Below are 13,520 nucleotides of genomic sequence, written 5' to 3'. Positions count from 1 at the left end.
GCGGCGACGGGCACTACGCCCTGGCTTGATCGCGCAAAGCCTTCTAACCAACATCGTGCTGCCTGCGGCTATTCTCGCGCTTACCTTGAATCTTGCCGACAAGCAGACCGCGATCGCGGTCGACATCGTGCTGTCACTGCTGATCGTTGGCGCGATCGGGCTTTATCTTTATCGCATCGCCTTTGCCCCGATCGCCCACACATCCGTGCTGGTGCTCTTGATTGCGGCCGTCGGCTGTCACCTCGCGTTACAGGGCATCGGGCTCGTCTTCTTCGGCGCCGAGGGCCAGCGCGGCCCGCCGTTGTCGAACGCCGCCTTCACCATCGATCCGCTGCGCTTCACCGGCCAGAGCATCGCGGTCTATGCGGTGACGCTAGGATTGATCGCAGCGCTCTGGCTGCTGTTCAGCTTCACGCTCTATGGCAAGGCCCTGCGCGCGACCGCAGTGAACCGGCTGGGCGCGCGCCTCGTCGGCATCCGGACAGCGCTGTCGGGCCAGATCGCGTTCCTGCTCGCTGCGGTGATCGGCGCCATCTCCGGCATTCTCATTGTCCCCATCACCACGCTCTACTACGACACCGGCTTTCTGATCGGCCTGAAGGGGTTTGTCGCCGCCATCATCGGCGGTCTGGTCAGCTACCCGCTGACCGCCGTCGCCGCGCTTCTGGTCGGCAGCGTCGAATCCTTCTCGTCGTTCTATGCCAGCAACTTCAAGGAAGTGATCGTGTTCGCGCTGATCATTCCGGTGCTGCTGCTGCGTTCGCTGGCGACGCCCGCGGTCGATGAGGAAAAGGACTAATGCGGCGGTTCAAAAGTCCGCACCACCTGTGCCGCGAATTCGTCATGCGGACTTTTGAACCAAAAGCCGCATTAGCGAAATTAGGCTTGCTAGTGTTCTGTCGATTCCGAAGTTCGCAAGAAAGGGGCCGCAAAATGATACGAACTTCGGAATCGGGACACTAGCGATGGCGCAGCGGTGGCCACTGATGCTGTTCGCGCTCGTCATGGCAGCGGTCCCCTTCATCCCGGGCATGCCGCCGTTCTGGATCGTGCTATTGGACAATATCGGGCTCTCGGCGCTGGTGGCGATGGGCCTCGTGCTGCTCACCGGCGTCGGCGGCCTGACATCGTTTGGACAGGCGGCGTTCTGCGGCTTCGGCGCCTACACGACCGCGGTGCTGACCACGGCCTACGGTCTTTCGCCATGGCTGACGCTGCCGCTATCGCTGATCGTCAGCGGCATCTTCGCCGTTGCGCTCGGCCTGATTACGGTACGGCTCTCCGGTCATTATTTACCGCTCGGCACCATCGCCTGGGGCCTCGGCCTGTTCTATCTTTTCAGCAAGCTCGAATTCCTCGGCCGCAATGACGGCATTTCCGGCATCCCGCCGCTTACGATCGGTTCGCTGAAGATGATCAGTCCGGACGCGATCTATTTCGCGATCTGGACCAGCGTCATCATCAGCGCGCTCCTGACGATGAACCTGTTGGATTCGCGGACCGGCCGCGCCATCCGCGCGCTGCGGCGCGGCCATGTCGCCGCGGAAGCCTTCGGCATCCAGCCGCCGCAAACCAAGCTCCTCGTCTTCATCCATGCCGCCGTGCTTGCCGGCCTGTCCGGCTGGCTCTACGCGCATTTTCAGCGCGCGGTGAATCCAACCCCGTTCGGCGCCCAGGCCGGCATCGAATATCTGTTCGTCGCCGTGGTCGGCGGCGCCGGCTATGTCTGGGGCGGCGTATTGGGCGCGGCGATCGTCGTGATATTGAAGGAGATCCTTCAGGACTATCTGCCGCTTCTGTTTCACGGCGAAGGCCAGCTCGAGACCATCGTGTTCGGCATGATGCTGGTGGCACTGCTTCAGCTCGCGCCGAGCGGCGTGTGGCCGTGGCTGCTGCACTGGCTTCCCCTGAAACACAGGCGGAGGCCGATCGATCCGTCGCTGGCGCTCGCGCCGCGGCGCAAGCCTGCCGCGATCGACGATTCGCTTCTGATCATCGAGCACGCGCGCAAGGAATTCGGCGGCGTGATCGCAGTCAATGACGTCTCCTTCGATGTCGGCGCGCGCGAGATCGTCGCCTTGATCGGCCCGAACGGCGCCGGCAAGAGCACGACGTTCAATCTCGTCACAGGCGTGCTGTCGCTGTCGGCCGGCACCATCTCCATCATGGGCCAGACGCTTGAGCGGGCGAAACCGCAGGACATCACCAAGCTGGGCATCTCCCGGACCTTCCAGCACGTCAAGCTGGTCGCCGACATGACCGTACTCGAGAATGTCGCGCTCGGCGCCCATCTGCGCGGGCAGGCGGGGGCGATCAGGAGCATGCTCCGCCTCGACCGCGATGAGGAAGCGCGGCTGCTCGCGGACGCCATGCGTCAGGTCGACCGAGTCGGCCTCGCCGATCAGGCGCACATGCCGGCCGGAAGCCTGTCGCTCGGCCAGCAGCGCATTGTCGAGATCGCGCGCGCGCTGTGCGCCGACCCCGCGCTGCTTCTGCTCGACGAGCCCGCGGCCGGTCTGCGCCATATGGAAAAGCAGCGCCTCGCAGCCTTGCTGCGAAACCTGCGCGACGGCGGCATGTCGGTGCTGCTGGTCGAGCACGATATGGGATTCGTGATGGGGCTCGCCAACCGCGTCGTCGTTCTCGACTTCGGGACCAAGATTGCGGAGGGTAAGCCGGAGACGATCAAGACCAACCCCGACGTGATCCGCGCTTATCTTGGAGCCGCGCCATGAGCGGCGATATGGCAAGGCTCTTGCGGGTCGGTGACGTCCATATCGGCTATGGAAAAGTCGAGGCCGTTCGCGGCGTGACGCTCGACGTCGCCGACAACGAAATCGTCACCATCATCGGCGCCAACGGCGCCGGAAAGACCACGCTGCTCAACGCGATCATGGGCGTTCTGCCGCTCAGGGGCGCCGTGAGTTTTGCCGGCGTCGATCTCGCACGGCTTGAAATCGAGGATCGCGTCGCGGCGGGTCTCAGCCTCGTGCCGGAAGGGCGCGAATTGTTCGCCGCGATGAATGTCGAGGATAATCTGCGCCTCGGGGCGTTTCGGCTCGGGACCGCGTCGGCCACGCAGTCGCTGGAGCGCGTCTATACATTATTTCCCCGGCTGAAGGAGCGACGGCGGCAACTCACCGGCACGCTATCCGGCGGCGAGCAGCAGATGCTGGCGATGGGCCGCGCCCTAATGGGCGCTCCGAAGCTGTTGATGCTGGACGAACCAAGCCTGGGGCTCGCCCCGATCATCGTCGCCGATATCTTCCGCACCATCGGCGAACTGCGCGCCAGCGGCGTCTCGGTGTTGCTGGTCGAGCAGAACGCACAAGCCGCACTGCAGGTCGCCGACCGCGCTTATGTGATGGAGCTCGGCGAATTCGTGCTGGAGGGGCCAGCGAAGGACGTCGCCGGAAATGCCCGAGTCGCCGAAAGTTATCTCGGGTTCTAGCAAGCCCCCGACTTCGATCCGGGCTAGCTCCAGCATGGCTGTGTTGCGCCAAAGCGACTTTTGGCCATAATCGTTAGACTGGAAGCGCTCATGCAATTGATCCATCTCAACAGTTCGCAACGTCAACGGCCGATAAATACTCAGTCCAGGGAAACCTCCCATGGGGAAGCGAGTGGCCAGCGAAAGTCATCTGATCAGCGGGGTCTCGGTCGGGGCAGCGGGCAACGTGTTGATGGGAGTGCGGCTGCTATCGAGAGTGGCCACGGAAATCTGTAACGGCAAGCTGCGGCCCTACGGCGTCAGCGCCGTTCAATACTCTCTCCTGGAAGTGATCGACCGTACCGAGCCAACCACGCGCGCCGCGCTTGCGAGAGTTGAGCAACTGGACAAGTCGACCCTGACGAGAGATCTGAAATCAATTCTCATTGAAGGGTGGGTACACGAGGTGCGTGAGGGAGCAAACGGTCGAAGCCGGCCGCTGGCCCTGACCAAATCGGGCGAACAAGTGCTGCACGATGCAAAGTCAGCTTGGCTTGCGGCGCAAATCGAGCTGAGATCGGTGCTGGGTCAGGAAGGTTTCTCCGCGCTATCGGCCACCGTCGAGCGCATCGCCCGCATGTCGAAAAGGACCCCCACGGGGCGTTGATTTCAAGAGACGACAGCAAGCGGGCTCGTGAACGATGGATCAGCAGTCCAGCTCGATTACTCGAGCTGACTGACGTAAGCGGAAACCGCCTTGATCTGCGCTTCCGTCAAGTTGTGCGCAATCGGCTGCATGATCGCCGAGTTGTCCGGCTGATCCTTCCTCTGGCCTCTCTCTTTGTCCCAATCGGAGAGTTTCCGGAAGACGTAATCATGCAGCTGACCCGCCAGCCGGGGGAACGCATCGGCGCCCTTGGCATCAGGTCCGTGACATGACGCGCAAGGCGGAACGTTGGCACTCGGCAAGCCTTCTTCGTAAATTTTCTTTCCCTCAGGCACGAGCGCTTTCGATGCGCCACCGAGCGGCTTGGGATTCAGGTTTTGGAAATAGGCTGCCAGCGACTTGACCATCGCCGGGTCAAGAACATGTGCCACGTTGAACATGACGGGATTGGTTCGCCTGCGATCGATGAAAGCCTGCAACTGGTTCGCGAGATATTCCGGCTGTTGTCCGGCCAACCGCGGCATCGGAAAAGAGCCGCGAAAACCTTGTCCATCCAAGCCATGGCAGGTCTTGCAGTAATCCGTCTTGGCTTTGAGCGCTTGCGGAGCCACGGACGACGCCGTTTTTTCTTCGGCGGCGGCGCAGCCGTTGGCCAGAACGACAACGATTGAACTTAACAGCAGCCATCTGGAATGCATGCGACCCCCCGACCCGATGAGCAACGCAGACTTTGCAGCAGCAAACTTTTCCCAACCGTTGATCTAAATCAAACAGAAATAGATTTCGACATCTGAATGAAGGATCGTTGCACATACAACCATCGTTGCAGCATTGCCGCGATGGCTCCCAATTGTTGCGCGGACGGAATCATCCCGCTTGGCCTTTGACCGGATACTTGGCCTACTGCTCACGGGACACAAATCGAGTCATGCGTAAACGGCAGCGGTTTGTTATGTGGGGATATCGGGCCAACCACCATTTTCTCAAGCGCGCGCGCGTTGTCGCGCTCGCAGAGCTCCTCGTTTTTGCCGCATCACTCGCGATCGGTTTCGCGCCCTCGGCACAGGCACTGCCCAGCTTCGCGCGCCAGACCGGCCAGCCGTGCGGCACCTGCCATACGGATTTTCCGGCGCTGACGCCTTACGGTCGGCGTTTCAAACTGCTTGGCTACACCACCGGTGGCGGCGAGTTTCGCACGACGCCGTTCTCCTCGCAGATCGCACGCGATGCGCGCGCCGAATACGAGAAGATGATGGGTTACGTAAAGGCGCTGCCTCAGGCGCCAAGCGCCAAGGCCGAGGAAGACAAGGAGTGGGTGCCGCCGGTCTCGATGATGGCGGTCGTGGGCTACACCCACACCCAGGCGAACCTGAGCACCCTGACCGGCGGGCCGCCCGATCCGTACAGCCAGAACAACAACGTCGTGCTTTCGCCATTCAGCGCGTTCTGGGGCGGCGCGATCACCGACCATGTCGGCGCCTTTGCTCAGGTCACCTACAATGCGATCGGGCCGGGCCCCTCGGCTGATCCGTTCGACCGGCATACGTGGACCTGGGACAACACCGACGTTCGCTATGCCAACACAGCGCATTTCGGTCCGATCGACCTGATCTATGGCATCACGGCCAACAACAATCCGACGGTCCAGGACGTCTGGAATACCACGCCGGCCTGGGGTTTCCCCTACGCCGCATCGAACATCTATGGTCCGCAAAACCCCGGGACGGCGATCGAGGGCGCCTTCGCCGCACATGTCGGCGGCGTTGGCGCTTACGCCTTCATCAACGACCTGCTTTACCTTGAATTGACGGGGTACAGGACTCTCGGGTTCAGCGCCCAGAATAACCTCGGCACGGATCCGTTCGGCGCTCCCGGACAGCTCGGCGGCATTGCTCCTTATTGGCGCGTCGCGCTCGAGCCGCATTGGGGTCGCAACACGCTCATGGTCGGCGCGTTCGGCGCACAGTTCAACGTTCATCCCTGGGTCGATACCGGCTTCCAAACTTGGTCGACCGCCGTATTTCCGCAGGCCGACCGCTTCACCGACATCGGCTTCGACACCCAATACCAGTATCAGGGCGACAACTGGTGGCTGACCCTGCGCGGCAGCTACATCAGAGAATTTCAGCGGCTGGACGCAACGTCCGCGAACAATCTGGGTCCGAATGGCCCAACTAATGCGAACGACACGCTCAACAGCCTGAAACTGCAAGCCTCATTCGCCTACGGCGCTGACAACAGAGTCGTGTTCACGGGACAATATTTCAATCAATGGGGCACGCCGGATCTTGGATTGTATGGGGCCGATCCCGTCACCGGGGCCGCCTTGACGCCGAACACCAACGGCTGGATGGCCGAGATCGCCTACATCCCATTCGGCGCCAGCAAAATGGTCGGATGGCCGTGGTTCAACGCGCGGATCGCCTTGCAATACACCTATTACAATAAGCTGAACGTGAACCTTGGCAACACACCCAACGCTCACGACAACAACACGCTGTTCCTCCATGCCTGGTTTGCGATGTAGGCAGACTGGGCCGCATCCGGAGATGATCCGATGAGTAAGACTCTTTTCGCTCCCGTCGCGGTCCTCGCAGCCGGCCTGGCGACGTCGGCAGTCGCCGCCGACTTGCCGATCAAAACGCCAATGCCGGTCACCCCCGTGTTCAGCTGGACCGGATGCTATCTCGGTGGCCATGCGGGCGGCGGCCGCGGCACCAAGGATATGACCGATCCGGTGCAACTTGTGCAGGATACGCTCAACCAGGCCCCCTCGACGGCCGGCATCACCACCGTGTCGACGACGCCGACCGGCGCGGTGATCGGCGGCGAGATCGGCTGTGACTATCAGTTCGCCGGCAACGCCGTCATCGGCATCGAGGGCACGGCGTCCGGCACCACGATGAAGGCCAGTACGCTGGTCGGTCTTCCGGCCGGCGTCCCGGGCGACGTCGCGCTCGTGCAGGCCAACAACGACTTTCTCGCCAGCGTGACCGGGCGCATTGGATACGCCTTCGATACCGTGCTGCTCTATGCCCGCGGCGGCTTTGCGGTCGCCGGAGACAAATACGATGTCAGCGGCGGCACCTTCAACGGCGGCGGTCCGTTCCACTTCCAGGGGGTGGACAATCGCTACGGCTGGATCGTCGGCGGCGGCGTGGACTGGGCTTTCACGCGCCATTGGTCGATGAATGTCGAGTATGACTACTACAGCTTCGGCAACGGCAACATTCTGATGACCGATCAGGTCAGCGCTCTCACGGGGGTCGTGAACGTCAAGCAAACGGTTCAGGTCGTCAAGGTCGGCTTCAACTTTCATATCGGGGGAGCCGGTTGGTGAGTTTCAGAAGCCCTTCAGCTGAAGCGGAGTTGCCCGACGGTGGGCGTAAGGGCCGTCTGACGAGGCTTGGGTGCCGATTTGCCTTGCTTGCCTCGATGACGATCGTGTTTTCCGTCAGTGCACGTGCTCAGGAAAAGGGCGGGCTGGAAGCCAAACTTCAATACTGCAAGACTTGCCACGGCCTGTCCGGCCAGGGATATCTCGGATATTTTCCGATGCCGCGCCTTGCGGGCCAGCAACCGGAATATATCGAGGCCCAGTTGCGCGCCTTTATCGAGCGGAGGCGCACCAATCCGATCATGTTCAATGTCGCGCACGTGCTCAGCCCGGCGCAGATTTCGGCGTTGGCCAACCATTTCCATCATCTCAACCCGCCGCCCTTTGGTGGCGCGCCGAGAGGCGCGGCGTCCTTGGGCAAGAAGATCTACGATGAAGGTTTGCCCGAATCGAATGTGCCGGCCTGCTCGGCCTGCCACGGTACGACCGGTCATGGCCAGAACGAGATTCCGCGGCTTGCAGGCCAGCTCTATCCATACATGGTCGGTCAATTGACCGGCTGGACCAAGCAGCGTGGCCAGGGCACCGCGGTCGATACATCAGCGATCATGGCGCCGACAGCGCATAATTTGACGCGTTCACAAATTGAAGCAGTGGCGGCCTATGTCAGCGATTTGCATTGAGTGTCGTAGCCGCGGGTGCATGAAGTGCGAAAGCTCGGGGTCATGAGGCGCATCGGACTAAAATTCGCGCTCACGGTGATCGCGTCCCTGGCGGGCGCTGGGCCGGTAATGGCTGGCGAAAGCGCCGCGGTGCGCAATTGTACCTGGTGTCACGGCACAAACGCGCAAGGCTACACGGTCGCTCCCCGTCTCGCCGGGCAGCGTTCGCTTTACCTGGAGAGCCAGATCAGAAGCTTCCGCGACCACGTGAGAGACACTCCATTTTCAAAGCAGTACATGTGGAACGCCGTGGCTGCGCTGCCGCCCGATGTGGCGCACGATCTCGCCAGGTATTTCGCCGCAATCCCACCGAAGCCGGCGAACGATGGCGACAGGAATTACGCGGCCAAGGGGCGATCCATCTACATGGAAGGAATCCCGGAGGCCAACATTGCCGCTTGCTACGCCTGCCACGGCCCGAACGCGGAAGGCATCCGCGATATTCCCCGGCTCGGCGGGCTTTCCCATGACTATCTGAAGACCCGGCTCCAGCAATGGGGCCAGGGCTACCATTCGACGGCGGGTTCGCCGATGCCGCTCGTCGCCCGCACCTTGGGGCCGGACGAGATCGAAGCGCTTACGTCGTATCTCAGCTTCCTCAACTAGGCTTTTGGCGACGGCGGAGCAGCCGATAAGGCACGCCGTCGCTGCCGCTGCGACGGAGGCTACCGCTTACATCGCCGGCACGTATTTGCCGTCCTTCACCGTCAGGATGATGCGGGAGCGGTCGTCGAGGCCGGAGCGATCCTTTTCGGTCCAGTTGTAGACGCCTTGCGTCGCGGCGATTTCGTGTTCGCTCATGATGGCTTGGCGGATCGCCTCGTGAAATTCCGGCGTGCCGGGCTTGGCGCTCTTCAGCGCCGCAGGCACCAGTCGCTTCAAGACCTCGAACGCGTCATAGGCATGCCCGGCGAACTGGCTGCGGGTGTTCGGTCCATATTTGCCTTCATAGGCCGCGTTCAGCGCCAGGCCGGGCTTCTTGGTCAGCGCCGAATCCGGCTGGCCTTCCGGATTCATCACGGGGCCTGAAGCCATGATCACGCCTTCGGCGGCCGGTCCCGCGATACGGATGAAATCCATGCTGGCCGCGCCGTGAGTCTGATAGATCAGGCCCTTGTAGCCGCGCTCGCGCAAGGCAGATTGCGGCAGGCCGGCGGCGGTGCCGGATGCACCGATCAGGATCGCATCGGGGTTGGCGGCGACGAGCTTCAGCACCTGACCCGCCACCGACGTATCGGGCCGCGCAAAGCGCTCTTCGTCCACCAGCGTCAGCCCCATCGGCACGCCCTGGCGCTTGAAGTCGTCGAACCAGAGATCGCCGTAGGAATCGGAGTAGCCGATGTAGCCGACGGTTTTGACGTTATGCGCCTTCATATGCTCGTACAGCACCTTGCCCATGATCGGCACCGGCTGCGGCAGCACCACCGACCATTTGGTGCGCTCCGGCGTCACCGGAAATGGCGCGAGGCTGATGTGGGGCGTGCCGGCCTCGTTGGCGACATTGGAGATCGCGATCGTCGGCGGCGTGGTTGACGAACCCACGATGATATCGGCCTTGGATTCGGTGACAAACCGCCGCGCATTGGTCGTGGCGTTGGTCGGATCGCCACCATCATCGAGCACGATCACCTTCAGCGGCACGCCGGCGATTTCCTTCGGCACGAATTCGAGCGCGTTGCGTTCGGGCACACCGAGCGCTGCGGCGGGTCCCGTCGTCGAAATCGAAATGCCGATGGTGATCTCGGTCGATTGCGCGTAGGCAACGGGCGCGGGCAGCGCAAGCGCGGCACAGGCTGCGGCCGCCAAAACCATCTTGTTCATGACTTCCTCCCTGATTGTTCTCTTATCAGCTCGCCCCTTAGGAGGCGACTATCCCTTCACGAATTTCGCAACGATCTCCTCCGGCACCGGCGAAGATTTCAGCCGCGACGGATCGGCGGGGTCATGCCCGACCAGCACCCGTGTTTCGAACGCCTCGATCGCCAGCGCCTCACCCTTGTAGACCTTGTGGGTGACTTCGAAGCTCGACCGTTTGAAACTCTCGATCCGGCTTTCGATCGTAATCCAGTCGCCATGGGTCGATGGGATGTAGAATTTCGCGCGCGTGTCGACCATGGGAATGCCAACCAGGCCGTATTTTTTGACGATGTCCTGTTTGGAGAAGCCGGCGGCCTCGAACATGATCGAAGTGGAATCGTCGAACATCGCAAAATAGCGCGGGTAATAAACGATGTTGGCAGGGTCGCAATCGCCCCACTGGATCTGCACATCCCTGCGATGAACGAACATGAAGGCGTCGTCCTATTTCGGCGCCATGCGTAGCGAGGCGTCGAGCCGCACCACCTCGCCGTTCAGATAGGCGTTGTCGATCATCTGCATCACCAGCGAGGCAAATTCGGATGGATCGCCGAGGCGACGCGGGAATGGAATGGCCGCGGCCAGCGAATCCTGCGCTTCCTGCGGCAGAGCGGCGAGCAGCGGCGTCAGGAACAGGCCGGGCGCGATCGCCAGCACGCGGATACCGAACTGCGCGAACTCGCGGGCGATCGGCAGCGTCATGCCGACGATGCCGCCCTTCGAGGCCGAATAGGCCGCCTGCCCGATCTGGCCGTCATAGGCGGCGATCGAGGCGGTCGAGATCATCACGCCGCGCTCGCCGGTTGCGAGCGGCTCGAGCTTGGTCATGTCGGCGGCGGCCAGACGGATCATGTTGAAGGAGCCGATCAGGTTGATCCGGATCACGCGGTCGAAGTCGGCCAGCGCCATCGGCCCTTCGCGGCCGATCACGCGCTTGGCAACGCCGATGCCGGCGCAATTGATCAGCACCCGCGCCGGACCATGGGCCTTCGCAGCCGCGGCAATCGCTGCTTCCGCCGATGCGCTGTCGGAAACGTCGCAGGTGACGGCGAAGCCGCCGATCTCCTTGGCGACCGTTTCAGCGAGCTGGGCGTTGACATCGCAAATCGCGACCTTGGCGCCCTCTTTGGCGAGCCGTCGCGCGGTCGCCGCACCCAGTCCCGAGGCACCACCGGTGACAATCGCAGCTTGATCCTTCAATTGCATCACGTCCTCCCAAATACTGTTTCCTAGAGCGTTATCACGTCGGCGCTTGCGTCAAGCGAATAAAGTGCCTCGACCAGTGCTTTTCGGTGCTCGAGCACCGCGCGCTGGTTGATCGATCCCTTGTCGGTGACCTCGCCGCGATCGATCGAGAGCGGCGCATCGATCAAGAGCGCCCGAACGACTCGCGTCGACGAGCCGGTCGCAGCCGCCTGAAAGGCGGCGAAGCGCTGACGGAATGCGCTCCGGACCGCGGCATCCCTTGCGCAGGCACTGATGTCGCCCGGCGGCAGCGCCGGATTGATCAACCGGCATCCATCGAGATCGAGGACCACGAGCGCCGTGACTTCGTCGCGGTTGATGCCGGCGATCACGACGTCCCGCACCAAAGGCGCGCAAGCTGCGATGAAGCGGGCGCGCAGCGGACCGACGCTGACCCATGTGCCGCTGGCGAGCTTGAAGTCCTCGGCGATGCGGCCGTCGAAGTCGAGGCCGGCGGAAAAATCGTCGGGGCGCGCGGGCTTGGCCGCATCGCCAAACTTGTAAAAGCCTTCCTCGTCGAAAGCGGCATCGGTGAGATCCGGCTGGCGCCAGTAGCCCGGGGTGACGTTCGGCCCCCTGACGCGCAGCTCGAGCTTGCCGTTGCAGGGCGCGAGCTTGATCTCGTTGCCAGGCACAGGAAGGCCGATATGGCCGGAGCGGCTCGTGTGCGGCGTCGCCGATATCGAGAACGGTGCACTCTCGGTCGCGCCGAGCCCGGTCAGGACCGGCACGCGGAAACCGGTTTCCTGCACGGACAGCTCGTCGAGGCTGGTCCAGACAAAGGGCGACAGCGCCGCGCCGGAAAAGAACATCGCCTGCAGCTTGCTGAAGAAAGTCTGACGCAACTGGGCATCCTCGCGCAGATAAGGCAGCAGCGATTCAAAGCCTTTGGGCACATTGAAGTAGACCGTGGGCGAAATCTCCTTGAGATTGCGCACCGTCTCTTCGATACCGCCGGGCGTCGGCTTGCCGGCGTCGAGATAGAGCGAGCCGCCGTTGAAGAGCACGAGGCCGACGTTGTGGTTGCCGCCGAATGTGTGATTCCACGGCAGCCAATCGACGATGACCGGCGGCTCCTCCTTCAGGAAGGTCATGCTCTCACGAATCATCACCTGATTGGCGCAGAGCATCCGCTGGGTGTTGATGACCGCCTTGGGATTGCCGGTCGAACCTGATGTGAGCAAGAATTTTGCGATGGAGTCGGGACCGATGGCCTGATGCACGCGCTCAAGATCGGCATGCAACGGCGCCGTCTTCAGCTCCGCAAGCGTCGTCAGCGCGCGGCCGGGCAGCGACCCGCGGGAAGCGGCGATTTCGACCGCGTCGGGCACGTTGGCTTGAAGTGCGGCCGAGAATTGATCGGCATCCTCGACAAAGATCAGTCCCGGCGTCAGCAGATTCATCAGGTAGGCAAGCTTGCCGTAGTCCTTCGAGATCAGCGAGTAGGCCGGCGACACCGGGCAGAACGGCACGTCCGCCAGCATCGCGCCGAACGCAACCAGTGCATGGTCGATCGAGTTGCCGGACAGGATGACGACGGGCCGCTCGGCCGAGAGATTGCGCGCCAGCAGCGCCGAGGCGATGTGGCGGCTTGCATTCAGCAGCTCGGCGTAGGTGATTTTGCGCCAGCCGCCGGCGGCCTCCCGCTCGGCCATGAAGACGCGATCGGGCGCGGTATTGGCCCAGCGATACAGGGAATCGGTCAACCGGACCGGATATCCGATATGAAGGTCGCTCGGCCTCAGATAAATGGTGCCATCGCCGCGTCGGTCGACCGTGATCGCCGGATCCTTGAAGGAAATCGGACGCAATGGGGCGGGGGCGCCGCCGGATGACGGCAGCGCAGCGCTCGCTTGCAAGGACAGGTCGGCTTTCAAGCTCATACCTGATCGTCACCTCCCCGAATAGTTATGTTTTATAACTAATTGGGACGGAGTCAATCATCCCGCGCTTGGAAGCCAGCACCTCCCTAAAAGGAAGAGAGGAAAAGGAGTTCACAGCACCTGGTGCACCTCGATCACGACGCGGTCGGGATGGCGGGCGGCGGAGGCCACGAACAGGCTCTGCATCAGCCAGCGATACTTTGCGGCGCCGGTTTCAAACCGCGGAACCGTGCGGAAATAGATCAGCGCGGCGTCCACCGCCTCACCTCGATTGAGCTTCCGGACGAGTTCGACCGGTCCGCGGCGAATACCGCGATTATCCACATAGATGATCGCACCGTCGTCGGTCTCGACCGCGTATCTTGCTTCAAGCTCGATC

14 protein-coding genes are annotated in these 13,520 nt (G+C 62.4%); 8 read left to right on the top strand and 6 right to left on the bottom strand.

Annotation, left to right across the window (positions count from 1 at the left end):
* From VFL62_RS18600 to VFL62_RS18585, 4 genes are all read left to right on the top strand, one after another.
* A partial coding sequence (locus VFL62_RS18600; protein WP_325173845.1) for a branched-chain amino acid ABC transporter permease occupies nt 1–799 on the top strand: 799 nt, incomplete at its 5' end.
* A gap of 166 nt (nt 800–965) precedes the next feature.
* Nucleotides 966–2,735 (top strand): branched-chain amino acid ABC transporter ATP-binding protein/permease, encoded by a 1,770-nt coding sequence (locus VFL62_RS18595; protein WP_325173844.1) that lies wholly within the window; start codon nt 966–968, stop codon nt 2,733–2,735.
* An 8-nt stretch (nt 2,736–2,743) separates the two neighbouring features.
* The gene (locus VFL62_RS18590; RefSeq protein WP_325173847.1) at nt 2,744–3,451 is read left to right on the top strand and encodes an ABC transporter ATP-binding protein; all 708 of its coding nucleotides are present in this window, start codon (nt 2,744–2,746) and stop codon (nt 3,449–3,451) included.
* A gap of 172 nt (nt 3,452–3,623) precedes the next feature.
* Nucleotides 3,624–4,097 (top strand): MarR family winged helix-turn-helix transcriptional regulator, encoded by a 474-nt coding sequence (locus VFL62_RS18585; protein WP_325173843.1) that lies wholly within the window; start codon nt 3,624–3,626, stop codon nt 4,095–4,097.
* Between the two features lie 56 nt (nt 4,098–4,153).
* Here VFL62_RS18585 and VFL62_RS18580 read toward each other — a convergent pair whose 3' ends face one another.
* Nucleotides 4,154–4,795, bottom strand: a complete 642-nt coding sequence (locus VFL62_RS18580) for a c-type cytochrome (protein WP_325173842.1) — start codon at nt 4,793–4,795, stop codon at nt 4,154–4,156.
* A 230-nt stretch (nt 4,796–5,025) separates the two neighbouring features.
* Between VFL62_RS18580 and VFL62_RS18575 the strand changes: the two genes are divergently transcribed.
* Genes VFL62_RS18575 through VFL62_RS18560 form a run of 4 tightly spaced genes read left to right on the top strand, consistent with a single transcriptional unit; the run spans nt 5,026 to nt 8,762 of the window.
* Nucleotides 5,026–6,624 (top strand): cytochrome C, encoded by a 1,599-nt coding sequence (locus VFL62_RS18575; RefSeq protein WP_325173841.1) that lies wholly within the window; start codon nt 5,026–5,028, stop codon nt 6,622–6,624.
* Nucleotides 6,625–6,654: 30 nt separating this feature from the next.
* Entirely contained in the window at nt 6,655–7,437 is a 783-nt protein-coding gene (locus VFL62_RS18570; RefSeq protein WP_325173840.1) for an outer membrane protein, read from the top strand.
* The gene (locus tag VFL62_RS18565; RefSeq protein ID WP_325173839.1) at nt 7,434–8,117 is read left to right on the top strand and encodes a c-type cytochrome; all 684 of its coding nucleotides are present in this window, start codon (nt 7,434–7,436) and stop codon (nt 8,115–8,117) included. The genes VFL62_RS18570 and VFL62_RS18565 overlap by 4 nt, the downstream gene beginning before the upstream one ends.
* A gap of 42 nt (nt 8,118–8,159) precedes the next feature.
* On the top strand, nt 8,160–8,762 hold the full coding sequence (locus tag VFL62_RS18560) for a c-type cytochrome (protein ID WP_325173838.1): 603 nt from the start codon (nt 8,160–8,162) through the stop codon (nt 8,760–8,762).
* A gap of 66 nt (nt 8,763–8,828) precedes the next feature.
* Here the strand turns inward: VFL62_RS18560 and VFL62_RS18555 are convergent, their stop codons facing one another.
* The 5 genes from VFL62_RS18555 to VFL62_RS18535 all read right to left on the bottom strand — a co-directional run.
* Nucleotides 8,829–9,977 carry an ABC transporter substrate-binding protein gene (locus VFL62_RS18555; protein ID WP_325173837.1) on the bottom strand — a complete coding sequence of 383 codons (1,149 nt, stop codon included), beginning with the start codon at nt 9,975–9,977 and terminating at the stop codon, nt 8,829–8,831.
* 48 nt (nt 9,978–10,025) lie between these two features.
* Nucleotides 10,026–10,445 carry a thioesterase family protein gene (locus VFL62_RS18550; protein ID WP_325173836.1) on the bottom strand — a complete coding sequence of 140 codons (420 nt, stop codon included), beginning with the start codon at nt 10,443–10,445 and terminating at the stop codon, nt 10,026–10,028.
* Between the two features lie 12 nt (nt 10,446–10,457).
* Nucleotides 10,458–11,219: an SDR family NAD(P)-dependent oxidoreductase gene (locus VFL62_RS18545; protein ID WP_325173835.1), complete on the bottom strand. Its 762-nt coding sequence runs from the start codon at nt 11,217–11,219 to the stop codon at nt 10,458–10,460.
* Between the two features lie 23 nt (nt 11,220–11,242).
* The gene (locus tag VFL62_RS18540) at nt 11,243–13,141 is read right to left on the bottom strand and encodes a feruloyl-CoA synthase (RefSeq protein ID WP_414644768.1); all 1,899 of its coding nucleotides are present in this window, start codon (nt 13,139–13,141) and stop codon (nt 11,243–11,245) included.
* Nucleotides 13,142–13,252: 111 nt separating this feature from the next.
* A partial coding sequence (locus VFL62_RS18535; protein WP_325173834.1) for a DUF3237 family protein occupies nt 13,253–13,520 on the bottom strand: 268 nt, incomplete at its 5' end.

Origin of the sequence: Bradyrhizobium sp. (assembly GCF_035701725.1) — a bacterium.
In the GTDB taxonomy this organism is placed as follows: domain Bacteria; phylum Pseudomonadota; class Alphaproteobacteria; order Rhizobiales; family Xanthobacteraceae; genus Bradyrhizobium.
The sequence above is the reverse complement of the archived record's forward strand: the minus strand, read 5'-3'. Positions and strand labels throughout refer to the sequence as shown.

Excerpts from the sequence above, each read along its gene's own strand:
- VFL62_RS18555 (WP_325173837.1), bottom strand. The coding sequence starts at position 9,977 with ATGAACAAGATGGTTTTGGCGGCCGCAGCCTGTGCCGCGCTTGCGCTG.
- VFL62_RS18570 (WP_325173840.1), top strand. The coding sequence starts at position 6,655 with ATGAGTAAGACTCTTTTCGCTCCCGTCGCGGTCCTCGCAGCCGGCCTG.
- VFL62_RS18575 (WP_325173841.1), top strand. The coding sequence starts at position 5,026 with ATGCGTAAACGGCAGCGGTTTGTTATGTGGGGATATCGGGCCAACCAC.
- VFL62_RS18550 (WP_325173836.1), bottom strand. The coding sequence starts at position 10,445 with ATGTTCGTTCATCGCAGGGATGTGCAGATCCAGTGGGGCGATTGCGAC.
- VFL62_RS18545 (WP_325173835.1), bottom strand. The coding sequence starts at position 11,219 with ATGCAATTGAAGGATCAAGCTGCGATTGTCACCGGTGGTGCCTCGGGA.
- VFL62_RS18590 (WP_325173847.1), top strand. The coding sequence starts at position 2,744 with ATGGCAAGGCTCTTGCGGGTCGGTGACGTCCATATCGGCTATGGAAAA.
- VFL62_RS18580 (WP_325173842.1), bottom strand. The coding sequence starts at position 4,795 with ATGCATTCCAGATGGCTGCTGTTAAGTTCAATCGTTGTCGTTCTGGCC.
- VFL62_RS18540 (WP_414644768.1), bottom strand. The coding sequence starts at position 13,141 with ATGAGCTTGAAAGCCGACCTGTCCTTGCAAGCGAGCGCTGCGCTGCCG.
- VFL62_RS18595 (WP_325173844.1), top strand. The coding sequence starts at position 966 with ATGGCGCAGCGGTGGCCACTGATGCTGTTCGCGCTCGTCATGGCAGCG.
- VFL62_RS18560 (WP_325173838.1), top strand. The coding sequence starts at position 8,160 with ATGAGGCGCATCGGACTAAAATTCGCGCTCACGGTGATCGCGTCCCTG.